Consider the following 26,338-nt stretch of genomic DNA (forward strand, 5'->3'; position numbering starts at 1 on the left):
ATCAGATAATCCGCTGAGAAAGATTTTCTTCTTTACATCTTTGGCATTTTATCAACCAGAAATTCCGGATACCCAAAATTTTCTCGTACTCGCTGAGTAAGCTCTCGATAGCGGCCTTTGCTTCCTGATCATCAGGGTTCAGGTGAAAGGATTTACATCCAGAATCCGTACCGAAGCCTCTGATACACATGAGGCCCCTGTCGCACGGACTGATATAGAGTTCACGTGTACACCCACCCCAAGGCGTTAGGTTGAGAATGCTGAGCTTCTCGATGATCATCTCTTCGATTTGGTCGTCAGCGATTGACTCCTCCCGCCATCGGATTACTAGCCTGCCCAAAAAATCTTGGGGAGGGTCTACGGCCAAGTATAAAGACCTCACATATTCTGCTCGCTCTTTAGCAGTACGATAGTCATATTGACGACTTTGGCGTGGGGTTCGCCCCATCCATAGGTCCACAGCTGTTTCAGAGGGACCAGCACGAAGAATCGCAGTGGTAACCCAACGACGGATTTGATGAGGAGTGATAGAAAAGTGTTCACCGTCTAGCCGTCGCAGATCAAGGCGCTGAAAGATTGTTTTCTTTGAGGAATTCAAAGAGAGATAGTTGTAGAGGTCGGCTCTAAGTAGGGGGCGAGGGATGATCCCTAGCTCAGATATGGAGTCAAACTGGTTTTCCCAAATCACAATTAAGTTGTCACTCAGTTTGCTAGGATAACCTTTGGCAGTGTACTTCGCATGATAAGGTGCATCATCTCCATCGGCGGGCATCGCAAATTGTTCGTCAAAATGGCGTCTCAGGTGAAATCTGTATTTGTCTTCTAGGATATGTTTGAACAGTCTGGTATCTATGACCAGAGATGGAACTCCCGCCCCGGTTCCTCTTTGAGATAGCATGATTTCTCTGATGCTTGCCCACTCATTTCGGATGTCGATGAGTTGAAAAATTGAAGGTTTGTTGCCAGGCTTGAAAAGCCCGTCGTGAACCATTCCTTTGAGAAAAGTGCGCAGGAGATCAACAAACCACTTGCTCTTTTTTACTGATGCTTCAGAAGAGTTTGTGTGTTTTGCAATGTCAATGACAGATACGCTATAGCAGTGCTTTTTGTACTCATTTAGAAAGTTTGACCAATCCCATTTTTGCATTCGCTCATCTATCCAAACCGCGATTCGAGCGGCCGTTATTCTGGGAAGCTCAACGCTGCAACTGTAAAATCGCCCGCCGCTGTAGAGTTCTTTGGGGATATTGGGAAACACTTACATATCTCCTCGACAAAATAGTGATGCTCTACGGACAGACCCAGAGATGAGAGTTGATCTACTGCGCCGGGATCTAAAGGGTGGTTTGCGCGATAGGCTGCGAGTGATTTATCTATAAATGAGAAACCATCGGCTTCAATATCAAGAGCGCGCTCTCTAGCATCCTGGCTGGCAGCCAGTAAGTACTCGTACGCTTCGGTGAGTGGTGCGCTCCATAGGTCTGCGACGGGGACGGCGTTGGGGATGCAGTTTTTTTCTACAGGCACTCGTACGAACGTCGTGTGAGTGTTGGGATCCTCGAAAAGGCAATTCTTTGGAAGATTCGCGATCTCACCAACTCTCAAACCGAGCGCCATTCCAAAGCAGGTAGCCTCAAGTCGAATTCTATCGAAGCCCGCAGTTGGCTCCAGATGTGGGTTCTGCTTGATCAACCACCTGGCTTGTGCAATCCCTTTGTGCAAGTCAGAAGTGTATAGATTTTCTTCTCTTTGCTGAAACTCTGGTGATGTGAGTTCAAGCGCACTATGAGTCGGGTTGGGGATCCCAGTTTGCCATTTGATAAACCTATCGATGAATCGCAGCAGTACTCCATCGACCATTGCGCTAAGTTGGTTGAGGAAGTCAACAAATGCCTTAAGGGCATTTGCTCTATGGTAAATGGTAGAGTCTGAACGTCCATGCCTGATCGAGTCTACGGTGCGGTCGAAGACTTTGCGCGTTATGTCGCTCCACTCAATGTTCTCGCTATCCATTACTGCGGATAGATGCCTAATCGAGGCCATTCTGCCGATGATCAGCTCTGCTGACGGATGTGCCAGAATCTCTTTGACTATAAAGCAGCGCGCGAGCTTGCCAATCACCAACGGGAGAGGGGGTTGGTCTTGATTTCGCCTGTTGAGAGGATCGAGTGATGTGAAGGGAATATTACTCGATCGATACTGCCATACCTTGCCCTCGAAATTTCCTGCTACTAATCCGTTGGATTTGAGGTCATTAAATTGTTGCTCTGCATGTTTGTATCGGTCTTCTAAGACCATCATTGATATGCTCATTCTTTCAACTCCTTCACGGCGATGATTACTGACTTGGCGCCGTGAATTGCTGCCTCGACCTGTTGGGCCATAGCGCCAGTGGAATTGCTCCCGAGCATCTGTTGGAATTTAGTAATGCCTGCTAAAGCCCCTTGATGATTAGCATGACGGCTAGGTCTGAATTTGGGACATGCATAGCAAGTGACCGTCGGGTGGTAAGGGCACGGTTCTTTAGAGTTGCATGATCCTAGTCCGCTTATTGGTCTTAGCGAAGATCTGTCAGAAATTTCTTCCGCAAATTTCCCGCACCACATTTGCACAGCGGCATTGATCTCCGGGCTTGCCATGTGAGTCGTATTTATAAACTCTTGCAGCTCAAGGTTGTAGTTGAAGTAGTGCTTTATAGAGTTCAGGTTCGAATGATCTAAAGCTTCAGCGACTTCTTCAGGGGATGCACCGGAAAGAACCATTGAGGTAGCCTTGGTCCTGCGCAGTCGGTACGCTGTGATCCGCATGAAGGGCTCTGCTTTTTGTATGGTCCGATGAGGGTCTGGTAACTGGAGTATCCAGGTCAGAGATGTTAGCGCATAACTTATTCTATGGTTATCGAGATGTAACGTGAACGGTGTCAGCTTGGGGTTGGTTAGGAAGCGTAAAAGGCGGTTTTCGGTTTTGTACGCCGAGGGAAACAACGGTGTAGGAAGCACTGGAGTGCTTATTCCATGCCTGTCACATATTGCGTTAATGTCCTTCAATGCGGCATGGCATTGGGTCTCAGCTAAAGTGCGCTGAAGTTCTACTGCCTCTGCAGTATCGTTGGCGATGTAACGTTTTACCAGGTTGCTCGGATGCCTCCTGAGCCTTGAGCGTCTAATTCCTTTAACACTCGGCACTTTTACAAAGGGGCCGCCCTCATCAATTCCGAAGTCAGTAACCTGCATTAAGGCCAACTGTATAGGGCGAAGAGCCCAGTCGCGACAGAGTAAAAAAAGCGTGCGTTGGGCATGAGTGATGAGCGGATTGTTGGCAAGCTTCATCTCAATGTTCGCGAGTTGTACCCGAGTGAAAGGGCCAAAGTCATCATCTCGCATCGTGACCAAATGCTTGTTATCAAGCGTCTTTACTTTAAGGTGAGAAAGTTCAAGTCCGTCATGTTCGTTGAAGCCTGAGACCTCTTCGTCCAAGCACCATCGATAAAATGCCCGAAGAGCAACTAAATCCTCGTAGCAGTTTGCTGCTTTTAATCGGGTGCATTCACGAACAGCAAATGTCGATAATTTTTTGCCAATAGTATCCGCCTCATTCCCGAGAATTTATGCGGGGCCAGAAGCCGCTGAACGACAATCAGAGGCCTAAGGTCAATGTGGGTTTGGATTCTGTCGACGAACCACCCTCTGAGTAGCCACTCAACAAACAAATTGGAATGTAGCGGCATGCTCCACGCAATACTCATCGGGGCACACCCGACAATTTCCACCGTTAACTTTTCAATCCATGCGTCATCGTTGTGAATGGTTATTGTCTGGCCAAAGGTAGATTTATCTGCGAAAGGAAATGCATCAGTCTCTATGCCGAAGCGAAATTCAATCTCGGTTACAAGTTCGGCAGGCGAAAATTTAATCATCTTCATTGCCTCGATAAACTGAGCTGTCGGAGTTCCTGATGATTTCGCCGAGCCGGTCAGATATGGCTTGCCGAGAGTAGCGCTGAACACTTTCGCTGCTCGGACTCCATCCGCCCAGATACGCCAGGGCATCTTTTACATTAATGCTGGGGACGCCGCTTTTTTCAAATTTTTTGCGAGCTATATTCGCTCCTGTTGCCCTCAATCCGTGCGGATGGATCCGTGTTGAAAATTTTGGCAGGCCGAGGCTGGCGGCAACCGTACGAAGAATGGTGTTTACGGTTCGCGCAGATAGCCGCCTTCCATCACGGGAGCTCACGAATAGGGCTGTACACGGTCTTTTTGGTTTGATCAGTTTAGGGCGATGATCGGAAATGTATTCGTTCAGAACTGCGGCTACCGATACGGTTATGGGGACTATCCGACCGCGCGTCTTGAGACTAGCCCCGTCCTGTCTCCGCTCCCTGTTGATATCGCTGGGGCGCTTGATGCGTATTGTGGGTGAGGGGCCAAGGTCAACGTCGTCGAGTTCTATGAGAACCACTTCGCCACGCCTGGCAAGTGTTTCAAGCATTACCAAGAACAGACAGTAATTGCGTGCCTGTATCTGCTTACTGTGGAATGGGTTCCTAAAGTCATCAGGACAGAGCACCCCTTTGAATAAGGCTTGTCCCCCGGAGTCAAGTGGCGTTGCAGGTAGCGGCGGTTCTGATTGATATGCAATCTTGGTGATTTTCTTTTGAAGATTTCGCAGATTCTTGGCTTTGTTTTTTTGGTATCCGGAATTTCTGGTTGATAAAATGCCAAAGATGTAAAGAAGAAAATCTTTCTCAGCGGATTATCTGATTGATCCTCTTCAGCCTACTCTACTGCCAATTTTCTGTTTCCACCTTCGCCTGAGTCTTCATAGCGATGCTGACTAGGGAGGACAGCGAGAGCTGGGCAAGCGTCAAAGCGGTTCTGGTTCATGCGCAATCCGGACACCTGCACAACATTCCTCTTGTAAGAAACCGATCAAATTCTCTAGGTGCCCATACTCGGGTATACAGACAATCGTGCGGCTATGTTTCTCCTGCCGGATCAGCCCTACCTTGGCCATGCGCGCAAGGTGATGTGATAGCGTCGAAGCAGGAATACCCAGCCCCTTCTGGATATCTCCGACCGAAGCCCCATCATGGCCAGCTTTGACCAGAAAGCGGAACACGGACAGTCGGTGACTATTCCCTAGCTCAGCTAAGCTGGCTGCAACCTTTTCGTGATCCATAGCACGCCCCAATAATTCGATGTTTCTAGAATTATAGTTGACAGGTCGGATAAACGCAAGTAGGCTGCGTACATCATTTCGACAATACTAGAAATATAGGAGTAATATTGAATGTCATCTCAACTCCAAGACGCTCTAGGCATGTTCGCCTTTCTCGCTATCGAGCTATCGGTTTTATTCATTGGCATTAGCTTGCTGGTCGGAGTTCTTCAACGTCACATCCCACCATCCAAGGTGGAAGCGTTACTGACTTCCAGTGGGAAGCGAGGCTATTTTCTTGCTGCTGGTTTAGGAGCTATAACGCCCTTCTGTAGTTGCTCGACTATCCCCATGTTGAAAGGGTTGATTCGGGCACGGGCCGGTTTTGGGCCGATGATGGTGTTTCTTTTCTCATCTCCGTTGCTGAATCCTATCGTCGTCGGCCTGCTGGTTGCCACGTTTGGATGGACACTTACTGCTATCTATGTGCTCGCCGCTTTGGTGGTCGCGGTAGGTGCCGGATGGCTGCTTCACACGCTTGGCTTCGAGCGTTATGTGCGCCGGACGGCGACACAAGAGAGCAGTGGATGTAGTTCATCAGCAAGCCCGTGCAGTGCTACATCGACCGCATCGAGTTGCGGCACCAACAGCTGCGACACCACTCCGAAGACGGCTTCTTGCGGGGCTGATAGGAAGACAACAGTCTCTACGTCTAGCGAATGCTGTGACAGTCAACCCACTGTCACGGTTAAGAAAGAAGGGAAGTACAGTGGTGTGTGGCGGGAAGCTTGGTCGGACTTTATCGATGTGTTGCCTTACCTGCTCATCGGTATTGCGATTGGCAGCGTGATCTATGGTTTCATGCCCACTGACTTATTGGAGCAGTATGCAGGCCCAGATAATCCCTTTGCCATTCCAGTTGCCGCTGTCATCGGCGTGCCGTTGTATATTCGCGCTGAAGCCGTCATACCTCTGGCAGCGGCTCTGATGGCCAAAGGCGTGGGTGCCGGGACGGTGCTAGCGTTGATCATCGGCAGTGCCGGAGCCAGCCTGACTGAGCTCATTCTGTTGCGCTCTTTGTTCACGCTGAAGCTTTTAGCGGCGTTTTTAGCAGTCATTTTTGCTATGGCGATGATTGCCGGTTACGCCACCTACCTGTTTTTCTGATCAAGGCGGGAGATGATTAATTCGTTAAGCCTTCCTGGGTACCAGTTGGTGGATTCTGATGAGCAGAATGAAGACATACATTTTCGGCTTGAAGCACCTACACCAGTAGCCTGCGAGGGGTGCGGCGTGCAGGGTGAGTTCGTGCGGTTCGGCAAGCGTGACGTTCCCTATCGTGATCTGCCCATCCACGGCAAGCGGGTCACTCTCTGGGTGGTCCGCCGCCGATACACCTGCCGGGCCTGCAAGACAACATTCAGGCCCCAGCTACCGGAGATGGTGGACGGATTCCGTATGACACTGCGGCTGCATGAGTACGTGGAGAAGGAATCCTTCAACCACCCCTACACCTTTGTGGCGGCACAGACCGGCCTGGACGAGAAGACGGTGCGCGACATCTTCAACGCCCGCGCCGAGTTCCTGGGGCGCTGGCACCGCTTCGAGACGCCCCGCATCCTGGGCATTGACGAGCTATACCTGAACAAGCGCTACCGCTGCATTCTGACCAACATTGAGGAGCGAACCCTGCTCGACCTGCTGGCCACCCGCCGCCAGGACGTGGTGACCAACTACCTGATGAAGCTGAAAGACCGGCAGAAGGTCGAGATCGTCAGCATGGACATGTGGAACCCCTACCGGGCAGCGGTCAAGGCTGTGCTGCCCCAGGCCCGTATCGTGGTCGATAAGTTCCATGTGGTGCGCATGGCCAACGATGCCCTAGAGAGAGTGCGCAAGGGCCTCAGAAAGGAGCTGAAACCGTCCCAGAGCCGGACTCTCAAGGGAGACCGGAAAATCCTGCTGAAACGCGCTCACGAAGTCTCAGACCGGGAGCGCCTCATCATGGAGACCTGGACAGGCGCGTTCCCGCAACTGCTGGCCGCCTACGAGCACAAGGAGCGCTTCTACGGCATCTGGGACGCCACCACACGGCTCCAGGCAGAAGCCGCCCTGGACGAGTGGATAGCCACCATCCCGAAGGGCCAAAAGGAAGTCTGGAGCGATCTGGTCAGGGCAGTGGGAAACTGGCGCGAAGAGACCATGACCTACTTCGAGACGGACATGCCCGTCACCAACGCTTACACGGAGTCCATCAACCGACTGGCCAAGGACAAGAACCGTGAAGGGCGCGGTTACTCCTTCGAGGTGATGCGGGCACGAATGCTCTACACCACGAAGCACAAGAAGAAGGCACCGACTGCGAAGGTCTCTCCTTTCTACAAGAAAACCATCGGTTACGGACTGCCGGACTTCGCAGAGGAACTCAACTACGGAGTCGATCTATCAACCATCTGATAATGGTATCAGGTTGGTGGGGTAAAGGTGCCCCATCAACCATTAAATCCGTATACCCGTTTTTTTCCGCTTGGCTTTGCTCAAGTAGACCTAGTCGATTGAGCTCAACGTAGTGCTCGAAGGAGAAATCTATGAATGATTTGACAGCTTCGAGTCGTCGGGTGCATGTCGATTGGCTCGCACCCGTACCGCGTTTGGTGGAGCAGAGGCGTTCGGCCAGCGATGTCAGTTCGGCTGAGCTGAACACCGCTAGCCGCTCAAGCTTCGCTTCCAGTGGAGAACCTCGGCTAAGAGCCCACTCGTACGCGATAGCGATGTCACGTAGGTAATTTTCGACGGTATTGAGACGCGATCTGTGGAGCAAATCCTCTGCCCAGAGGTTTGCTAGGATCACTGGAACCCCCTGCACCAGCAGGTATGGCCTGAGGCCGCTGGAGGCAGTGCGGATCATTCGGATTTCGCAGAAAGGGACGTCTGGCATCGGTAGCTCCAGATCTGCAACGTTTCCGAACATATACCATAAGAATTGATGGTTTACTTCTACGCGCGACAGAACCGGATTGCGGAGGCAGTCGCTTTCGCCGAGATGATGGTCAATTGCGTTATTGACGACACCCGTACCCTACCGCTAGAACCCCCGCGATGGGCGTCGGCATTAACAACTTCTACATCGGTGGAGCATTAATGGACGAGCTTCGAATTCTGATTGCCAGGCTAGGCTGGCCGTCTACAACTGCCAGATGGTGGGCTATGCAAGAGCTGGCCGCGTGCTTGGGGAGATCAACAGCGGAAGCTGAGGCAGCATTGATCCAGCTATTGAAATCCTGTCGGCTGGAGGCAGAAGTAATCGAGATCCTCTGCATATTCTGGATTGCAGCAAGAAGCAATGGTTACAAGGCGCCTGCGCAACTTGGCGAAAGTATCCAGCGATCATCCATTCTTGCGGACTTACTTCTGGACAGTCTAGGTGTTTGCAAACCCCTTGGAGATTCGAACCTAATTGAGGTGCCGGTCGACTTCGATATCCCCCAAGATTTTGAGGATGTACAAGGTTCTGATTTGCCGCGGATATTCAGAACTACAATGATTAATCTTGAATACCAAACTGGCCTGCCGTTTCTTCAACAAATGGCGTTTGAGTGGACGTTAAACCACTCTGTGTACCCAGAGGCACCATTCCAAGGAAACCTCGGGCACTTCATCCGCCCACTAGGAGAGGGGTTTGTAGGGCACCTTTCTTCGCGTACAGCACTTCGCTCCATCTCCGCCTATCTCCGAACTATTGCGGTCGCGACTGAGTGTTGGGGAATACCCATGCCATCCGCAGTGGATAGAGCTTTGCTGGCATTACCAATCCATCCGACATTAGCCTTTCTCACCCCGCAACGGCCACAGTGGTTTCCTCAGGCGACAGACTTTGAGGGCGACAGTGCATTGATTCAAGCGTCTTTACAAGAAATGCTTATGCAGGTCAAAGCAGAAGAAGGTGGCGAGCTGATCGCTTTCGCCTCTCCTATAGTGATATCGAGGGAGCGGTGCGTAGAGGTCTCTTGTGTTCGATGGTCACAGGCTGTTGGCAGCAGTATTGCGGATGAGGACTTGGCTTTACATCTAGATGATTATTGGCATTACCGACCAGGAATTCGTAGCTCCGCTCTTGAGCCCTTGGGTGTGTCGACCTTGTTGTCGCTTCCCGGTGGCTTCAACAGTATCCTTGACGGCGAAAGCAAAGCATGGCCGCTTTCAGCGCCGCTCGACTTCGATCGTATCGGATACCTTCAACACGATTTGTACCCCGAGCGCTTGATGATGCCGACACTGCCAGGCAAAGACGGGGCAGAACTTTCACCCCATCATGGCAGGTTGGTGATCAAGGATCGTGAGCAAGTGGTTGCGAGTCTCTGTTATTGGAACGCTGGATGGGGAGTGGCACGACCTACGCAGTTTGGTGGTCACTGTGGTTCAGCTCTGATTTCCCGAGGAACTTCGTATCGCGAAGGCGCTATTTTTGAAACTCCGGGAGTGCGGTCAATCTACTTATGGAAGGTCAGAACTCTGAGCCGCCACAACAGCTTTGGCAGCTTCGATGAAACCATAACGATGGGTGCATTGTTCGTTTGATATGGAGGTATTTTTGTGAGCACGCGTTCGTCACTAAATCGAGGCGTTAAAAGGTCCAGATCGATGCGTACGATAATGATGATGTGAAGCTGAATTATGGTAAACGTCCTGCCAAGTTACCTTCCGTATTCCAGTATTAAAGGCGATGGTGCCCGCGTATTTTCAAGTGGACGCTATTACCCTTAACCACGCGAGGTGTGTTGGGCAAGCACTATTTCATATCCCACCGCTTGCGAATTGCAGAGAGTATCTACCGGCTCCCGGCATCGCCGAAATAATCATTCTTTGCGACCAGGCCGAGATTATCGGTGAGATCCTGGCCATCTTCGCTGAACAGATGTTGAGTTCGCCGTTCCTGCTTGAGGTAAGCCAATGTTTGGAAGAAGCAATCCTCACACAGGTGCAGCTCATAGCGCTCCCCATCATGGGCAGTGCCATAGCCCCAATGTGCTTGTAGGGTGCCGAACTGATGCCCGCCAGTATCCAAGCGGGTGGAGCAACGGCATACATCGCACACGACGTCTGTAACGGTCTCGACCTCAGCTCTTCCGGTTATTTTCATCGCTGACTCCTACAAATGCCCCTGACTTTCGCTTTCAGCATACAGCCTCCAGGACGGAGCGTAGGCTAGCCGAAGCATTTCAAGACGTTCACCGACTTAACGTAGTTGTAGTCACTCAGTAAGCGTACGGGGAATACGCCTTGCGTAGATCAGCCAGGCATCCTGGGAAATTGCACCTCTCTTGACCAAGCGTTTGCATTGCACTTGACCACCTGTTGGCATCGGATTTGACCAGCCAATTGCATTGGATCTGACCACTCAAAGCACGGCGTAACTGAATAGCTACAAAAACGATGTGGGCGGCATCATCTGCGGCGTGCCATCAATGATGCACATCCAGCCCCAGGTTTTGAGTGCTGGCGTCTTGTTGAACTCTTTCACCAAATCGGCGGCGATCTGCCCTATGTCGATCTGCAGTGCGAACTGCGGCCGCATCGCGTGCATAACATCTACCCCCACATCGCCGGCCAGAAGTTCGCACATCGGTCTGGTGCGTAGCTTCCAAGGAGTTCTTTCCGCGTCGTTCCGGATGCTGAAAGACCATGGTGTCCAGATGGGCCGACGCGCGGCAGTTGGTCGAAGAACGCCAGTGAGCCTGCGCCCAGGGTTGCCGTGAAGGCAGCCGGCAAGCTGAACTTCACCACAACCGACCAATCAGTCTGCTGGGCCATCAGCCCGAGCTTAAAAAGATTGTTGGCGAAGTGCACCACGGCGGTGGCCGCAATAGCGAGCTGCAAGGGGAAGAAAAGGGCAAATACTGGCATCAGCGCTGTCCCTTGACCGAAGCCAGAGAGCAACGTCAGCCCTGAAGCCAGCAGTGCCGCAAAGCCGATCAGAATGAGTTCCATGATGGTCGACCTCAATTATCGATTTACGCTATCGTACATCGATAATTTCATCCAACCCTGTCACAGATCAAGTAATGACCATGACTGAGATCACCAAGACTGACCGTAGCCCTTGGGCTGTTTTTTTGATCTTCCTCTGCTTGGGGCTCACCTCCTTCGGCGGCCCAATCGCACACCTGGGCTATTTCCGCGATGAGTTCGTGGTGCGTCGACAATGGTTGAGCGAGCGCAGCTATGCGGATCTTGTCGCCCTTTGCCAGTTTCTGCCAGGGCCGGCCAGCAGCCAGGTCGGTATCGCGCTCGGTCTGTCGCGCTCTGGCTATCGCGGCGCGCTGGCCGCGTGGCTGGGCTTCACCTTGCCCTCCGCAATTGCCCTGATCCTCTTCGCACTCGGCATCGCCAGTTATGGTGATGCCATGCCTGCTGGCGTGCTGCACGGTTTGAAGGTGGTGGCCGTGGCAGTGGTCGCCCAGGCGGTCTGGGGCATGGCGCGCAATCTGTGTCCCGATGCACCGCGTATTTCCATCATGGCGGCGGCGACCTGCTTCGTGCTGCTCATACCCTCTGCCTGGGGGCAAGTGAGTGTCATCATCCTTGCAGCCATCGTCGGCCTGCTGCTGTTCAAACCGCAACAGGGAGAGGCCCATGATCCACTGCCGATCAGCGTGCGGCGTCGTGTTGGCCTGTTCTGGCTGGCGCTGTTCTTTGCTCTTCTGCTGGGGCTGCCGTTGCTAGCAGCTGTGTTCCCGAATCAGACATTGGCGATGGTGGATGCCTTCTACCGCGCCGGCTCGCTGGTATTCGGTGGCGGGCATGTCGTGCTGCCGCTGTTGCAAGCTGAGGTCGTACCAACAGGCTGGGTCGACAATGATGCATTCCTCGCGGGCTATGGTGCGGCGCAGGCCGTGCCGGGGCCTCTGTTCACCTTTGCAGCCTTTCTCGGCGCCTCGATGAACCAAGCACCAACTGGCTGGCTTGGCGGCCTGATCTGCCTTCTGGCGATCTTTGCGCCGTCTTTCCTGCTGGTGGTGGGTGCCCTGCCGTTCTGGGAACACCTGCGCCGTAACCTGCGCACGCAGGCTGCACTGCTCGGCATCAATGCGGCCGTGGTCGGCCTGCTGCTGGCTGCTCTCTACCAGCCCGTGTGGACGAGTGCGATTCATGGCCCGCAAGACTTCGGCCTGGCCCTTGTGGCACTGGTGGCGTTGATGTTCTGGAAGCTGCCGCCGTGGCTGGTCGTGCTGGGCAGCGGTATCCTAGGCGGGCTGTTGAGCATTGCCCTGTGAGAGGCGGCGAATGACCGACAAAGACCTCTACGGCGGGTTGATCCGCCTGCACATCCTGCACCACGCCGCCGAGGCTCCCATCTTCGGGCTGGCCATCATCGAAGAGTTGCGACACCACGGCTACGAGCTTAGCGCGGGCACGCTGTATCCGATGCTGCACGGTCTGGAAAAGAAAGGTTATCTGCGCTCTCACCATGAGCGTACCGGGCGCCGTGAGCGACGCATGTACGAGATTACCGATGAAGGCCGAGTCGCGTTGGCGGATGCCAAAGTCAAGGTCAGGGAGTTGTTCGGAGAGTTAATCGAAGGGCGCTGATGGCCTTATCCGGAGTGCCTGCGGCCAGCTACTTGCTTTCATGACCGCGTACTGACCGAAAGCAGTGGTCTATTAGCTACGTCCGCTTTTGGCCGATTCTGTTGAAAAAGTCGACCATGGTTTCCGCAGCAGAAAAGTATGCGTCCGAGATTGAAATCTTTACTTTCGGCAGAGGCTTCCGGACTCAGATTTCACGTAGCAGTGTGCAAAAAAGGCGTTTTAACCAGTCAATGACCGGGCTGTTTGGGCGAACCGACTTTTTCAACAGAGTCGGTCGATTTCTGCCGGTCAGGGCGTACCCGTGCGCGGTTCAAATTCGATGCAAACAACTGGTCAAGTCGAGTGCAAACGGGTGGTCAAGTCCATGCAATTACGCAGCATCCACTGATGCGGCAGTAGATGTTCGATCTCACTAGCTTTCTGCGTCGGCAATCGCGTCAGTACATCCTTGAGATATGCGTACGGATCATGCCCGTTCATGCGTGCCGACTGGATCAAACTCATGATCGCTGCCGCTCGTTTGCCACTGCGCAGAGACCCGGCGAACAACCAATTGGAGCGCCCAAGCGCCCATGGTCTGATCGTGTTCTCCACCGGGTTGTTGTCGATGGGTACGGCACCATCATCCAGGTAGCGCATCAGCGCTACCCAGCGTTTCAAGCTGTAATCCAGAGCCTTGGCCGTGGCCGACCCCTCGGGCACGAGGTCGCGCTGAGCCAGCATCCATTCATGTAACTTCTGTGCAATGGGCGCCGCTATTTCTTGGCGTAATCGCCATCGTTCTTCATCGCACATGTCTTTGGCCTGCCGTTCGACTTCGTACAGCCCGCCGATTGAGTGCAGCGCTTGTTCGGCCAACTGGCTTTTGTTCGCTGCATGCAGGTCGAAGAACTTACGGCGGGCATGCGCCATGCAGCCGATTTCGGTGATATCCAGGTCGAAGCTGGCCTTGTAACCCGCGAAGTCATCACAGACCAGCTTGCCGTTCCAGGTGCCCAGGAAGTTGCGCGCATGTTCGCCGGCGCGGCTGGGGCTGAAGTCGTAGACCACCGCCTTGAGGGCCGAGTAAGGCGTCGTGCAATAAGCCCAGACATAAGCTCGATGCGTTTTCTTCTCTCCGGGAGCCAGCATCTGCACCGGAGTTTCATCGGCATGCACGACTCGCTGAGCCAGCACCGCTTCGCGCAGTGCATCCACCAGCGGTTGTAGCTGTACGCCAGTTTGGCCCACCCATTGAGCCAGCGTTGAACGCGGGATCGCCAGGCCTGCACGGCCAAAGATCTTTTCTTGCCGGTACAGCGGCAGATGGTCAGCGAATTTGGCTACCATCACATGCGCCAGTAGGCCTGCGGTCGGGATGCCCTTGTCGATCACCTGGGCCGGCACCGGTGCTTGGATCAGTGTTTCGCACTGGCGGCAGGCCCACTTTCCACGTACATGCTGCTCAACGGTAAACACGCCAGGTGTGTAATCCAGCTTCTCGCTAACGTCTTCGCCGATGCGCTGAAGCTGGCACCCACAGACACACTGGGTGTTCTCTGGCTCGTGACGAATGACGGTACGTGGGAACTGCGGCGGTAGCGGCGCGCGCTTGGGCTTTTGGCGGGGTTCGTCCGACGTTGGGGCGGGACGAAGCGCGTTCAGTTCTGCCTCGATAGCCTCAAGGTCGGTGTTGAGCAAGTCATCCAGCAAGCTGCCTTGCGCTGGGCTGATCTGCTCGCTGCGCTTGGCGAACTTGTGGCGCTTGAGGATGGCAATCTCGTGAGAGAGCTGCTCGATGATCGTCTCGTCACGATGGATTTTTCGCGCCATGGTATCGACCTTCGACAGCAACTGCGCAGCGAGTGCGCGCAGTTGTTCGGGTGTCATTTGGGCGAGATTGGGCGAGGAAGTCATGCCGTGGATTTTACCAAAGCGATCCACCTGCCACAGCTGAAAAGCAAGGCTAAATCACTGTGATTGCGCCGTTAGCGCCAACTCGCTGCCATGGCAAACCGAGCACCAGCGCTTGAAGTTGTTCAGCGTCGAGCCCAACTTCCAAGCCGCGATGAGTGCCAGGCCAGTGAAACTTGCCTTGGTTCAAACGCCTCGCGGCAAGCCAGATGCCCACGCCATCGTGCACCAGCACCTTCATCCGGTTGGCCCGGCGGTTGGCGAACAGATAAGCGCAGTGCGGCTTCGCCGCACCGAACACAGCGACCACGCGGGCCAACGCAGTTTCGGTGCCGGCGCGCATGTCCATGGGCTCGGTGGCTAGCCAGATGGCGTCGATGCGCATCATTGCGAGAGGCTGCGGATAAAACGTGCGCAGCCGTCCGGGTCGGAGATGGGCCATTTTACCGTGATGGATTTGTCGCCCAGCGACAGTGCGATGACCACGGCTTCATCAGCTTGCCGTTTAGGAATCGGTTGCAGCGGTACAAACGCGGGAAGTGGCGCGACGGGTTTATCACGGTAAATCGGCAGCCACTTGCGAATCACGTTGGCATTGATGCCGTGGCTGATGGCGACGCTGGAAACTGAGGCACCGGGTTTCAGGCATTCCTGCACGACCTGGGCCTTAAAGGGTTTGGGATAGGAGCTTCGTTGGCGCATGGAAATCCTAGCGATAAGGGTGATCGCGTCCGCTTAAAATAGGCGGACACCATCGCCCTTAATTCCGGATTTCTGAAGGTGTGTTCTCTGGCCGCTTACGTCACTCATGTTCGCATGGATGGAAATCAGGACGTTGAAGGTCTTTCCCAGGCAGGCAGGGATGAGATGGTGTCCATAACTGCTGTACGTTCGGATTACGCTGCCCGCACCCCTACGTTCGGACTATCGTCGAAGATCATCAGGCTCGGCAGGTGCGCCAGCACCCGGGCGGCAGCGCCCAGTCCGTCGACGAAGCCATCCAGGCACTGCTGTTCGGAGCGGTAACGGCTTGCAAGGCGCGGTTCGAGGGGCGGCATCCGTGTCTCGATCAGCGTCCATGGCACCGGCGACCAGACCAGCAGGTACATGGCCAGCGTCTCGGCGAAGGTCACCAGATGATTGTCGGCATTGCTGCTGGTGAAGATCGGTTTGCGCGTACCGCCGAAAAAACGCTCGCGCAGGGACTGGTTGCTTTTCAGCGCAGGCAGCAGGTCGCCTCGGTGGTAATAGCTGGCGGGATGGCTGTACAGCTCGGTACTGTCGCGGATCACCGCGCCGTCCAGGCATTCCTCGAACAGGCCAAGGCGCTGGATCAGGGCATGGATGGCGCGCAGCATGGGCCCGGCGACGTCATCGGCATAGATCTGGTCGCCGCTCATCATCAGCAAGGCCGGGCGTTCATTGCCCTCATGGGCGGCGGCCAGCAGGCGATCGGCGCAGAGCAGGCCGTCGGCTGCGGGGTGGTGGGGCTTGCGGCATGAACCATGGAGCAATTGATCCAGGCGCGAGCGCACCACCAGGTCCGGACGCGTTGCGCCGGCATACAGCAGGTGTGGCGCCCAGTCGGCAATGCCCTTGCCCTCGACCAGCAGGTCGTAGCCGATCCGCTTGTCGCACGGCAGTGGGATATCCAGCTGGACATCGATCAGGTGAACGAAGGCATGACGGCCTACCGGCAGAATCTGGCAGCGGGTTTCGTCCAGGGGCAAGCGCAGCGGTTCGGGGGTGTCGAGGTGCAGTTCTGCCTGCAACGGTCGCGAGGCGACCAGCCACAGCACCACGCGACGGTCTTCCAGGCGGCGCAGCAGCGGCCCGGCGAGTACCAGCGGCAATGACGGGGAATTGGACATCAGGACGGGCAATCGTCTGCCAGTAGTTGCGAAGGAGGCGGGACTTTCCCCGCTGTCGCCGCTACTGGCAAACCGATATTTGTATCAAGCTTTTGCAGAGAGCAGGGCTTCGAGTTTTTCCTGGTCACGGGCGAACTGGCGAATGCCTTCGGCGAGTTTCTCGGTGGCCATGGCATCTTCGTTGAACGCCCAGCGGAACTGGCTTTCGTTCAGCGCCTGGCGGGGTTCGCCGGCGGCACCCGGCGCCAATCTGCGCTCCAGGTTGCCCTGGTCGTCGCTCAGCTGTTGCAGCAGCTCGGGGCTGATGGTCAGGCGGTCGCAGCCGGCCAGTTGCTCGATCTGGCCGATGTTGCGGAAGCTGGCGCCCATGACCACGGTGTCGTAGCCATTGGCCTTGTAGTAGTTGTAGATGCGGGTCACCGACTGCACGCCGGGATCTTCCGCACCGACATACTCCTTGCCGGTGGACTTCTTGTACCAGTCGTAGATCCGTCCTACGAACGGCGAGATCAGGAACACCCCGGCATCGGCGCAGGCGGCAGCCTGGGCGAAGGAGAACAGCAGGGTCAGGTTGGTCTGGATGCCTTCCTTCTCCAGTACTTCGGCAGCGCGGATACCTTCCCAGGTCGAGGCCAGCTTGATCAGCACGCGGTCGCGACCGACGCCAGCCTGGTCGTACAGTTCGATCAGCTTGCGAGCCTTGCCCAGCAGGGCGGGCTGGTCGAAGGACAGGCGCGCATCCACTTCAGTGGAAATGCGGCCTGGAATCGCTTTCAGGATGCCGCTGCCCACCGCCACCGCGAAGGCGTCGCAGGCCAGGTCGACATTGCCCTTGCTGCCGCGGATCGCCTGGTCGAGCAGGTCGGCGTAGCCGGGCATGGCGGCGGCCTTGAGCAGCAGGGAAGGGTTGGTGGTGGCATCGACCGGCTTGAGACGGCTGATCGCGTCGATATCGCCGGTATCGGCGACGACCGTGGTGAACTGCTTGAGTTGTTCCAGCTTGGAAGTCATGAGCGTGCTCTGTCCTGTGCGGTGCGACGACATTACCCGAGCGCCGCCAGCGGCTCAAGGGCCGGGCCGGCGGGGTTTCGGGAAGGTAAGTCTTCGAGTGCGGACGCGCCCGTGGGTTCCTAGTGGCCCTTTAGCAGCTCTGCGGCTTGATCAAGCAATCCAAGTGGATCGTCGGTCTTGTGCACATCCACCGAAAGCAGTTGGCGGAAGCGCCGGGCGCCCTTGAAACCCTGGGCCAGGCCGAGCACATGGCGGGTGACGTGGTGCATCGCTCCGCCGGCCGCCAGATGCGCGGCGATGTACGGCTTGAGCTGCTCCAGCGCCTCTGCGCGAGTGATGACCGGGGCGCTGCTGCCGAACAGTTGCTGGTCCACCTGGGCCAGCAGGTAGGGGTTGTGATACGCCTCGCGGCCCAGCATCACGCCGTCGAAGGTCTTCAGGTGCTCGTGGCATTCCTCGAGCGTCTTGATGCCGCCGTTGAGGATGATTTCCAGGTCCGGGAAGTCCTTCTTCAACTGCGCCGCGATGTCGTAGCGCAGGGGCGGGATCTCACGGTTTTCCTTGGGCGACAGGCCTTCGAGGATGGCGATCCGCGCATGCACGGTAAAGCTGCGGCAACCGGCATCGCGCACCTGGCCAACGAAATCGCACAGCTCGGCATAGCTGTCACGGCCATTGATGCCGATGCGGTGCTTGACCGTCACCGGGATCTGCACGGCATCGATCATCGCCTTCACGCAGTCGGCCACCAGCGCCGGATGGCCCATCAGGCAGGCGCCGATCATGTTGTTCTGCACCCGGTCGCTGGGGCAGCCGACGTTCAGGTTCACCTCGTTGTAGCCGGCTACCTCGGCCAGCTTCGCACAGGCCGCCAGGTCCGCCGGCACGCTGCCGCCCAGTTGCAGGGCCAGCGGGTACTCCGCGGCGTCATGCCCGAGGAAGCGCGCGCTATCGCCATGAAGCAGCGCACCGGTGGTGACCATCTCGGTGTAGAGCAGCGCATGGCGCGAGAGCAGGCGCAGGAAGAACCGGCAGCGGCGATCGGTCCAGTCCATCATCGGCGCAACGCTGAAGCGGCGGGACAGGACGGCGGGCTCGGTGTGCGGTGTGGCGGTGGATTCTGGGAGCATTTTTCGACTACGTGGTATGGGGGCTCGTCAGGGTAACTTCGGCTGGTGGGCGAAGGTGCTGTGATCGAGGAAAGGCGTGCAGTTTACCAGATGCGGTCAGGTTCGCCTGCAAGCCTGCCTCCAGCGTGACTTAGCGTTTCCAGGCGACCGCACAAGTAACCGCACAAGTAACCGCACAAGTAGGCGTGCCTTGAGACCGACCTATACTCACCGCTCCCCAGTCCCAACCCGGAGCCCTCATGGAGCGGAGAAAATCCGGTTTCATCGCCATCTTGCATCTTCTCCAGGCCCGTGCCCGGGGCAATCCGCGGCGCACGGTGCTGCTGTGCTTCGCGGCGCTGTTCCTGATCACCTTCGTCCTCGCCTGTCGGCAATACTGGTTGGTCGAGGCCCGGGAGCTTGATCATCGCCGATACAACCTGCATCTGCAGGCAATCATGATGGAGACCGCACTGGCCACCGACCGCAAGCAGATGCAGTTCCTGCGTTCGACGGCCGAGCGTACCTTGCTTGCTTCCCGGGACTTGCCGTCGCAACCGCTGCCGGACCTGACGACCAACGCCGTGGTCGGCATCGATATGCTGCCTGGGGATGCGCCCGTGCGAATCCTTGGCGACGCGCGACTGCAGGCCATCGCAGGGTTGACCCGCAGCCCAGGGCAATTAGCCGAGGATTTGCGTCTGGCGAGGCAGATGAGCCGCATGCTGGCGGTGCTGTACCAGGGCGGAAACCAGCTGGATCATTGGTCTACGTGGCCAGCTCCGGCGTACTGGTGGCCTATCCGCCGCTCGATGATCGCCTGGTGGAGCCGCTGCTGCGCCAGTTCGCCGACTCGCCGTTGTACAGGACGCCGCAGACGCCCTCCGGTGAGTTCGACGTTCGTTTCAGCACGGCTCCCGGGCATTTCATCGACAAGGGGCCGCGGCTGCTGCTCGGTACGCCTTTGCTGGTAAACGGCCTGCCGCGCGGCGCGGTGATACTCGATGCGCCTCAGCAGCGGGTGCAGGACTACCTGTCTCGCACCACACCCAAGGGCGAACACCATGTCTTGCTGGATGATTCCGGTGCGCTGATCGCCTCCAGCGAGCGCAATTTCGATGCCCGGCAGGACCTCACCGCTTTGTTTGGCGAGGCTGCCAATGCTGACACCGACCTGCGCGGCGCGGGGATGGTCGATTATGGCCGGGGGCCGGTGTTGTACCGCGAACTGGAGGGCACCCGGGCACTGTTGTTGGCGCATATCCCATCGGCCGATTTGCGCTGGGCGGTGATTTCCCAGTTCAGCACGCTTTTCGTCTGCCTCTGGGTATCGCTTGGCGCGCTGCTGGTGATTACCCTGCTGATCGTCGATCGCCTGCTTCTCGGCCAGATCGCCGTCAACGAACGCCTGCGCGACCTCGGCCTGGTCGATCCGCTGACCCGCCTGGCCAACCGCCGGCGCCTGCAAACCGACTTCGACGGCCTGGCCCGACGCCTCAAACGCCAGCAGCCGATGGCCCTGCTGATGCTCGACATCGACAGATTCAAGTTGATCAACGACAACTGGGGCCATTCCACCGGCGACGAAGTGCTCAAGCACCTGGCGACCCTCTGTTCGGCGCTGGTACGCCCGCAGGACCTGATGGCCCGCTACGGTGGCGAGGAATTCTGCGTGCTGATGCCCGGCGTCGCCATCGAACAGGCCAGTGTCATGGCCGAGACCTTGCGCGCGGCGGTGGCGCAGTCGGTGTGCCTGCCCAATCCGCAGACCATGCTCAGTACAGCGCCTTCGCCGGAAGTGCGCTTGACCATTTCGATTGGCGTCGCCGAGTGGCTGCTGGACGATTGCCATTCGCTGGAAGAACTGGTGGCTCGGGCGGACCGGAGGTTGTACGCAGCGAAGCAGAATGGCCGCAACCGTGTAGTGCAGGACGACACCCTGTACAAAAAAAGGGTATCCGGAATTTCTGGTTGATAAAATGCCAAAGATGTAAAGAAGAAAATCTTTCTCAGCGGATTATCTGATTGATCCTCTTCAGCCTACTCTACTGCCAATTTTCTGTTTCCACCTTCGCCTGAGTCTTCATAGCGATGCTGACTAGGGAGGACAGCGAGAGCTGGGCAAGCGTCAAAGCGGTTCTGGTTCATGCGCAATCCGGACACCTGCACAACATTCCTCTTGTAAGAAACCGATCAAATTCTCTAGGTGCCCATACTCGGGTATACAGACAATCGTGCGGCTATGTTTCTCCTGCCGGATCAGCCCTACCTTGGCCATGCGCGCAAGGTGATGTGATAGCGTCGAAGCAGGAATACCCAGCCCCTTCTGGATATCTCCGACCGAAGCCCCATCATGGCCAGCTTTGACCAGAAAGCGGAACACGGACAGTCGGTGACTATTCCCTAGCTCAGCTAAGCTGGCTGCAACCTTTTCGTGATCCATAGCACGCCCCAATAATTCGATGTTTCTAGAATTATAGTTGACAGGTCGGATAAACGCAAGTAGGCTGCGTACATCATTTCGACAATACTAGAAATATAGGAGTAATATTGAATGTCATCTCAACTCCAAGACGCTCTAGGCATGTTCGCCTTTCTCGCTATCGAGCTATCGGTTTTATTCATTGGCATTAGCTTGCTGGTCGGAGTTCTTCAACGTCACATCCCACCATCCAAGGTGGAAGCGTTACTGACTTCCAGTGGGAAGCGAGGCTATTTTCTTGCTGCTGGTTTAGGAGCTATAACGCCCTTCTGTAGTTGCTCGACTATCCCCATGTTGAAAGGGTTGATTCGGGCACGGGCCGGTTTTGGGCCGATGATGGTGTTTCTTTTCTCATCTCCGTTGCTGAATCCTATCGTCGTCGGCCTGCTGGTTGCCACGTTTGGATGGACACTTACTGCTATCTATGTGCTCGCCGCTTTGGTGGTCGCGGTAGGTGCCGGATGGCTGCTTCACACGCTTGGCTTCGAGCGTTATGTGCGCCGGACGGCGACACAAGAGAGCAGTGGATGTAGTTCATCAGCAAGCCCGTGCAGTGCTACATCGACCGCATCGAGTTGCGGCACCAACAGCTGCGACACCACTCCGAAGACGGCTTCTTGCGGGGCTGATAGGAAGACAACAGTCTCTACGTCTAGCGAATGCTGTGACAGTCAACCCACTGTCACGGTTAAGAAAGAAGGGAAGTACAGTGGTGTGTGGCGGGAAGCTTGGTCGGACTTTATCGATGTGTTGCCTTACCTGCTCATCGGTATTGCGATTGGCAGCGTGATCTATGGTTTCATGCCCACTGACTTATTGGAGCAGTATGCAGGCCCAGATAATCCCTTTGCCATTCCAGTTGCCGCTGTCATCGGCGTGCCGTTGTATATTCGCGCTGAAGCCGTCATACCTCTGGCAGCGGCTCTGATGGCCAAAGGCGTGGGTGCCGGGACGGTGCTAGCGTTGATCATCGGCAGTGCCGGAGCCAGCCTGACTGAGCTCATTCTGTTGCGCTCTTTGTTCACGCTGAAGCTTTTAGCGGCGTTTTTAGCAGTCATTTTTGCTATGGCGATGATTGCCGGTTACGCCACCTACCTGTTTTTCTGATCAAGGCGGGAGATGATTAATTCGTTAAGCCTTCCTGGGTACCAGTTGGTGGATTCTGATGAGCAGAATGAAGACATACATTTTCGGCTTGAAGCACCTACACCAGTAGCCTGCGAGGGGTGCGGCGTGCAGGGTGAGTTCGTGCGGTTCGGCAAGCGTGACGTTCCCTATCGTGATCTGCCCATCCACGGCAAGCGGGTCACTCTCTGGGTGGTCCGCCGCCGATACACCTGCCGGGCCTGCAAGACAACATTCAGGCCCCAGCTACCGGAGATGGTGGACGGATTCCGTATGACACTGCGGCTGCATGAGTACGTGGAGAAGGAATCCTTCAACCACCCCTACACCTTTGTGGCGGCACAGACCGGCCTGGACGAGAAGACGGTGCGCGACATCTTCAACGCCCGCGCCGAGTTCCTGGGGCGCTGGCACCGCTTCGAGACGCCCCGCATCCTGGGCATTGACGAGCTATACCTGAACAAGCGCTACCGCTGCATTCTGACCAACATTGAGGAGCGAACCCTGCTCGACCTGCTGGCCACCCGCCGCCAGGACGTGGTGACCAACTACCTGATGAAGCTGAAAGACCGGCAGAAGGTCGAGATCGTCAGCATGGACATGTGGAACCCCTACCGGGCAGCGGTCAAGGCTGTGCTGCCCCAGGCCCGTATCGTGGTCGATAAGTTCCATGTGGTGCGCATGGCCAACGATGCCCTAGAGAGAGTGCGCAAGGGCCTCAGAAAGGAGCTGAAACCGTCCCAGAGCCGGACTCTCAAGGGAGACCGGAAAATCCTGCTGAAACGCGCTCACGAAGTCTCAGACCGGGAGCGCCTCATCATGGAGACCTGGACAGGCGCGTTCCCGCAACTGCTGGCCGCCTACGAGCACAAGGAGCGCTTCTACGGCATCTGGGACGCCACCACACGGCTCCAGGCAGAAGCCGCCCTGGACGAGTGGATAGCCACCATCCCGAAGGGCCAAAAGGAAGTCTGGAGCGATCTGGTCAGGGCAGTGGGAAACTGGCGCGAAGAGACCATGACCTACTTCGAGACGGACATGCCCGTCACCAACGCTTACACGGAGTCCATCAACCGACTGGCCAAGGACAAGAACCGTGAAGGGCGCGGTTACTCCTTCGAGGTGATGCGGGCACGAATGCTCTACACCACGAAGCACAAGAAGAAGGCACCGACTGCGAAGGTCTCTCCTTTCTACAAGAAAACCATCGGTTACGGACTGCCGGACTTCGCAGAGGAACTCAACTACGGAGTCGATCTATCAACCATCTGATAATGGTATCAGGTTGGTGGGGTAAAGGTGCCCCATCAACCATTAAATCCGTATACCCCAAAAAACAACCTCCTATAGCGAGGTTTCGTCAGAATAGCCCGTCACCTTTTTTTGGCGCAGAGCTTTCCCAATGGCTTCTTTTTTGCGTATTCAGCATTACCTCGACAATGGCAGCCTGTTCGCAGTGATGGCTGCACTGGGCTTCAGCCTCAAGGCGATCTTCGTCAAGCTCGCCTACGCCGCCGGCACGGTGGACGCGATCACGCTGCTGGCCTTGCGCATGGCCCTTTCCCTGCCGCTGTTCCTCTGGCTGGTGTGGTCCAGCCGCCACCACGTCAATGCGCCGCTGACCTGGGGTAGCGTGGGGCGGGTGATGTTGCTGGGGTTGTTCGGTTATTACCTGGCCAGCCTGTTCGATTTCTACGGCCTGCAATACATCAGCGCCGGGCTGGAACGGCTGATTCTCTTCCTCTACCCGACCCTGGTGCTGATCTTCCAGGCCGTGGCCCTTCGCGAGAAACCGACGTTGCGGGTGCTGGTGGCGATGGGGCTGTGCTACTTCGGGCTGGGCATCGCCTTTGTGCATGACGTCAGTATGTCGGGGGGCGGCAACCAGGTGATCATCGGTTCGTTGTGGGTGTTCGCCAGTGCCGTGACCTACGCGCTGTACTACTCCGGCACCGGGATGATGCTCAAAAGCATGAGTTCGATGCGCCTGGCCGGGCTGGCAGGGACGGCATCCTCATTGATGGTCCTGGGGCATTATGCGCTGACCGCAGACTTCTCCCTGCTCGGGCAACTGCCCGCAGCGGTGTGGTTCAACGCCTTGATGATGGCGGTGTTCTCCACGGTATTGCCGATCTACTGGGTATCCTTGGCGATCCAGCGCATGGGCGCGACGCAGACCGCGGCCATAGGCAATCTCGGGCCGGTGCTGACGGTGTTCGCCTCGTGGGCGGTGTTGAGCGAGGAGATTTCGCTGTACCAGATTGTGGGGATGGGCCTGGTGTTGTTCGGGGTTTCGCGGTTGAAGCCCGGGAAACCCAAGGTGGAGGCGGTGGTGGTTGGGAAGGATGTGGCTGCCTGAGGTTTTCTGGTGCTGCTGATGGCCTCATCGCTGGCAAGCCAGCTCCCACAGTGACCCTGTGGGAGCTGGCTTGCCAGCGATGAGGCCCTTGAGACCACCATCAAGCCGAAGATTTGACCCCATCTGCCAACGCCACGCAAATCCGGTTCCGGCCCCCCTGCTTGGCCCGATACAACTGCTCATCCGCCACCTCGAACACCCTGGCCGCGTTCTCCGAGTGCAACGGCCAGGCCGCCACGCCCATGGATACGGTCATGTGCCTGATGGTTTCGAACGTCGTTTCCTCCACCACGCTGCGCAACCGCTCGGCCACCCGCGCCGCGGCTTCCGGCGTGGCCCCCGGCAGCAGCATGAAGAATTCCTCGCCTCCCGAGCGGCACACCACGTCGTTGTCCCGCGAGCAGCCGCGCATCAGCTCGGCCAGTGCCTGCAGCACTTCATCGCCCACGGCATGCCCGAAGCGGTCGTTGACCTGCTTGAAGTGATCGATATCGATCGCCACCACGGCGAACGGGCGTTTTTCCGCCTGCCACAAGGTTACCGCCAGGTCCAGGCCGCGGCGGTTGCGCAGGCCGGTCAGCGGGTCGGTCTGGATATCGTGGTTGAGTTTGCCCAGGCGCTCATGCAGCAGGTTCAGCCCGATCAGCAAGGCACGCTTGAGCTCCGAGGATTCGAAATACCAGGAGCGCACCCCCTGGATATGCGCACTGGTTTCCGGCTCGCTGAGGCGATGCGCGCCGGCGGCCAGTTGCTTGAGCGGCTGGGCGATGATCCGCGAGAACCACCAGATCAGGATGAAACTGACGATGGCCAGCGGCACGGTCTTGGCGAACATACTCAACAGCAGGTCGTTGAGGCCCTCCAGCGTCGCCTCGGTGGAGCGCTGCGCGACGATGCCCCAGTGCGCCGAGGGCACCGTGGCGAAGCCGGCCAGCATGTCCTGGCCTTTGCTGTTGATCACTCGCTGGGTCCCGCTCTGGCGATAGGCGAAGCTGTCGATCAGGCTGTTGGCGCCGACGATGGTGCCGACCCGGTCGGCGTCCGGGTGGTACAGCAGGCGCCGGTTGGCATCGACCACATAGAGGTAGGAACCGTTCTTGTAGTAATGCTCGCCAAGCAGTTCGTTGAGGATGCTCTTGTGCTTGAGGTAGATGCTTCCGCCCACCAGGCCCAGGTAGTTGCCGCCGCGATCGAACACCGGGTGGGAAACGAAGATGATCAGGTTATTGGTCGAGGAAATGTAGGGGCTGGAGATCAGCGGCTTGCGCTCGCGCAGCGCGGCGGCCGCGCCTTCGGACTGCAGCTTGCGCCCGACGATCTGCAGGGTGTCGGGGGAGGTGGACAGCACCACGCCCTGGGCATTGGTGACGATCACCGAGTTGAACGTGTTGGTCTGCAGCCGCAGGCGCGCCGCTTCGGCATCGAGAAAGGCGATATCGTCGAAATCCCGGGCCAGCAGATTGGCCGCGTAGGCCAGTTGCTGCTGCGAGGCTTGCAGGTAGGTTTCGGTACTGGAGGCCAGCTTCGACGCGTAGGCCAGGTTGGCCTCCAGGGCGTTATCGATCAGCAACTGATATTGCACGCGATAGCTGGCATGAAAGCTGTTGAGCAGGGTGACCAGCGCCGTGAGCAGCGTCAGCAGCAGAATGAGGCTGCGCAGGTCCCAGCGGAAGAACGTCTTGAACGGCACCGAAGCCCCCTTGCTTCTGATCACCTGGAATGGGTGCGCCAAGGGTAAA

General features: G+C 56.7%; 26 protein-coding genes and 1 pseudogene. 10 read left to right on the top strand and 17 right to left on the bottom strand.

Annotation, left to right across the window (positions count from 1 at the left end):
- Position 1 precedes the first annotated feature (1 nt).
- From CSV86_RS05475 to CSV86_RS05495, 6 genes are all read right to left on the bottom strand, one after another.
- On the bottom strand, positions 2–1,258 hold the full coding sequence (locus tag CSV86_RS05475; protein ID WP_170394440.1) for a hypothetical protein: 1,257 nt from the start codon (positions 1,256–1,258) through the stop codon (positions 2–4).
- Positions 1,183–2,313: a site-specific integrase gene (locus tag CSV86_RS05480; RefSeq protein ID WP_170394443.1), complete on the bottom strand. Its 1,131-nt coding sequence runs from the start codon at positions 2,311–2,313 to the stop codon at positions 1,183–1,185. The genes CSV86_RS05475 and CSV86_RS05480 overlap by 76 nt, the downstream gene beginning before the upstream one ends.
- Positions 2,310–3,476, bottom strand: coding sequence for a site-specific integrase (locus CSV86_RS05485; RefSeq protein WP_240160384.1), 1,167 nt, complete (start codon positions 3,474–3,476; stop codon positions 2,310–2,312). Before CSV86_RS05485 ends, CSV86_RS05480 begins: the two co-directional genes overlap by 4 nt.
- Before the next feature lie 56 nt (positions 3,477–3,532).
- A complete protein-coding gene (locus CSV86_RS31710; RefSeq protein ID WP_240160385.1) occupies positions 3,533–3,916 on the bottom strand; it encodes a hypothetical protein in 384 nt (127 codons plus the stop codon).
- A complete protein-coding gene (locus CSV86_RS05490) occupies positions 3,909–4,490 on the bottom strand; it encodes a tyrosine-type recombinase/integrase (RefSeq protein ID WP_240160386.1) in 582 nt (193 codons plus the stop codon). The genes CSV86_RS31710 and CSV86_RS05490 overlap by 8 nt, the downstream gene beginning before the upstream one ends.
- Positions 4,491–4,865: 375 nt before the next feature.
- A complete protein-coding gene (locus CSV86_RS05495; protein WP_000349485.1) occupies positions 4,866–5,180 on the bottom strand; it encodes an ArsR/SmtB family transcription factor in 315 nt (104 codons plus the stop codon).
- A gap of 141 nt (positions 5,181–5,321) precedes the next feature.
- On the opposite strand from CSV86_RS05495, the gene CSV86_RS05500 reads away from it, so the two are divergent.
- The 3 genes from CSV86_RS05500 (at position 5,322) to CSV86_RS05510 (ending at position 9,737) form a co-directional block, all read left to right on the top strand.
- Positions 5,322–6,326: a permease gene (locus CSV86_RS05500; protein WP_040363373.1), complete on the top strand. Its 1,005-nt coding sequence runs from the start codon at positions 5,322–5,324 to the stop codon at positions 6,324–6,326.
- Between the two features lie 12 nt (positions 6,327–6,338).
- Positions 6,339–7,616, top strand: coding sequence for an ISL3 family transposase (locus CSV86_RS05505; RefSeq protein ID WP_000610830.1), 1,278 nt, complete (start codon positions 6,339–6,341; stop codon positions 7,614–7,616).
- Between the two features lie 642 nt (positions 7,617–8,258).
- Positions 8,259–9,737, top strand: coding sequence for a multidrug DMT transporter permease (locus tag CSV86_RS05510; RefSeq protein WP_240160387.1), 1,479 nt, complete (start codon positions 8,259–8,261; stop codon positions 9,735–9,737).
- Between the two features lie 250 nt (positions 9,738–9,987).
- Here CSV86_RS05510 and CSV86_RS05515 read toward each other — a convergent pair whose 3' ends face one another.
- The 3 genes from CSV86_RS05515 to CSV86_RS31720 form a co-directional block, all read right to left on the bottom strand.
- A complete protein-coding gene (locus CSV86_RS05515) occupies positions 9,988–10,299 on the bottom strand; it encodes a hypothetical protein (protein WP_080604804.1) in 312 nt (103 codons plus the stop codon).
- Between the two features lie 282 nt (positions 10,300–10,581).
- On the bottom strand, positions 10,582–10,743 hold the full coding sequence (locus tag CSV86_RS31715) for a hypothetical protein (RefSeq protein WP_009405725.1): 162 nt from the start codon (positions 10,741–10,743) through the stop codon (positions 10,582–10,584).
- 5 nt (positions 10,744–10,748) lie between these two features.
- Positions 10,749–11,147 carry a hypothetical protein gene (locus tag CSV86_RS31720; RefSeq protein WP_009405722.1) on the bottom strand — a complete coding sequence of 133 codons (399 nt, stop codon included), beginning with the start codon at positions 11,145–11,147 and terminating at the stop codon, positions 10,749–10,751.
- Between the two features lie 80 nt (positions 11,148–11,227).
- Here CSV86_RS31720 and chrA point away from each other — a divergent pair, with 80 nt between their 5' ends.
- Together chrA and CSV86_RS05530 are read left to right on the top strand one after the other, a co-directional pair.
- Complete coding sequence (chrA, locus tag CSV86_RS05525) at positions 11,228–12,433, top strand: chromate efflux transporter (protein ID WP_029380191.1); 1,206 nt, start codon at positions 11,228–11,230, stop codon at positions 12,431–12,433.
- A gap of 10 nt (positions 12,434–12,443) precedes the next feature.
- Positions 12,444–12,749 (top strand): PadR family transcriptional regulator, encoded by a 306-nt coding sequence (locus CSV86_RS05530; protein WP_009405714.1) that lies wholly within the window; start codon positions 12,444–12,446, stop codon positions 12,747–12,749.
- Positions 12,750–13,082: 333 nt separating this feature from the next.
- On the opposite strand, the gene tnpC is transcribed toward CSV86_RS05530, so the two are convergent.
- The 6 genes and pseudogenes from tnpC to dusA form a co-directional block, all read right to left on the bottom strand.
- Entirely contained in the window at positions 13,083–14,645 is a 1,563-nt protein-coding gene (gene tnpC / locus CSV86_RS05535) for an IS66 family transposase (RefSeq protein WP_009405712.1), read from the bottom strand.
- A 49-nt stretch (positions 14,646–14,694) separates the two neighbouring features.
- The gene (tnpB, locus tag CSV86_RS31725; protein WP_009405710.1) at positions 14,695–15,030 is read right to left on the bottom strand and encodes an IS66 family insertion sequence element accessory protein TnpB; all 336 of its coding nucleotides are present in this window, start codon (positions 15,028–15,030) and stop codon (positions 14,695–14,697) included.
- Positions 15,027–15,344: an IS66-like element accessory protein TnpA gene (tnpA, locus tag CSV86_RS05545; RefSeq protein ID WP_009405708.1), complete on the bottom strand. Its 318-nt coding sequence runs from the start codon at positions 15,342–15,344 to the stop codon at positions 15,027–15,029. Before tnpA ends, tnpB begins: the two co-directional genes overlap by 4 nt.
- Positions 15,345–15,568: 224 nt before the next feature.
- Positions 15,569–16,513, bottom strand: a pseudogene (locus CSV86_RS05550) (alkaline phosphatase family protein); the annotation flags it as partial.
- Positions 16,514–16,597: 84 nt separating this feature from the next.
- Positions 16,598–17,524 (bottom strand): transaldolase, encoded by a 927-nt coding sequence (gene tal / locus CSV86_RS05555; RefSeq protein WP_009405706.1) that lies wholly within the window; start codon positions 17,522–17,524, stop codon positions 16,598–16,600.
- Positions 17,525–17,643: 119 nt separating this feature from the next.
- Positions 17,644–18,654, bottom strand: coding sequence for a tRNA dihydrouridine(20/20a) synthase DusA (gene dusA, locus CSV86_RS05560; RefSeq protein ID WP_009405705.1), 1,011 nt, complete (start codon positions 18,652–18,654; stop codon positions 17,644–17,646).
- A gap of 239 nt (positions 18,655–18,893) precedes the next feature.
- On the opposite strand from dusA, the gene CSV86_RS31730 reads away from it, so the two are divergent.
- Positions 18,894–19,607, top strand: a complete 714-nt coding sequence (locus CSV86_RS31730) for a hypothetical protein (protein ID WP_240160388.1) — start codon at positions 18,894–18,896, stop codon at positions 19,605–19,607.
- Positions 19,608–19,822: 215 nt separating this feature from the next.
- Positions 19,823–20,608, top strand: a complete 786-nt coding sequence (locus tag CSV86_RS05565; protein WP_240160452.1) for a diguanylate cyclase — start codon at positions 19,823–19,825, stop codon at positions 20,606–20,608.
- A 153-nt stretch (positions 20,609–20,761) separates the two neighbouring features.
- Here CSV86_RS05565 and CSV86_RS05570 read toward each other — a convergent pair whose 3' ends face one another.
- Entirely contained in the window at positions 20,762–21,076 is a 315-nt protein-coding gene (locus CSV86_RS05570) for an ArsR/SmtB family transcription factor (protein WP_000349485.1), read from the bottom strand.
- A gap of 141 nt (positions 21,077–21,217) precedes the next feature.
- Between CSV86_RS05570 and CSV86_RS05575 the strand changes: the two genes are divergently transcribed.
- The 3 genes from CSV86_RS05575 (at position 21,218) to CSV86_RS05585 (ending at position 24,599) form a co-directional block, all read left to right on the top strand.
- The gene (locus CSV86_RS05575) at positions 21,218–22,222 is read left to right on the top strand and encodes a permease (protein WP_040363373.1); all 1,005 of its coding nucleotides are present in this window, start codon (positions 21,218–21,220) and stop codon (positions 22,220–22,222) included.
- Positions 22,223–22,234: 12 nt separating this feature from the next.
- Complete coding sequence (locus tag CSV86_RS05580) at positions 22,235–23,512, top strand: ISL3 family transposase (protein WP_000610830.1); 1,278 nt, start codon at positions 22,235–22,237, stop codon at positions 23,510–23,512.
- Between the two features lie 130 nt (positions 23,513–23,642).
- Positions 23,643–24,599: a DMT family transporter gene (locus CSV86_RS05585; protein ID WP_009405702.1), complete on the top strand. Its 957-nt coding sequence runs from the start codon at positions 23,643–23,645 to the stop codon at positions 24,597–24,599.
- Between the two features lie 100 nt (positions 24,600–24,699).
- On the opposite strand, the gene CSV86_RS05590 is transcribed toward CSV86_RS05585, so the two are convergent.
- Positions 24,700–26,289 (bottom strand): sensor domain-containing diguanylate cyclase, encoded by a 1,590-nt coding sequence (locus CSV86_RS05590; protein WP_037062030.1) that lies wholly within the window; start codon positions 26,287–26,289, stop codon positions 24,700–24,702.
- Positions 26,290–26,338 lie beyond the last annotated feature (49 nt).

The sequence above is a fragment of the Pseudomonas bharatica CSV86 genome, from assembly GCF_000319305.2.
In the GTDB taxonomy this organism is placed as follows: domain Bacteria; phylum Pseudomonadota; class Gammaproteobacteria; order Pseudomonadales; family Pseudomonadaceae; genus Aquipseudomonas; species Aquipseudomonas bharatica.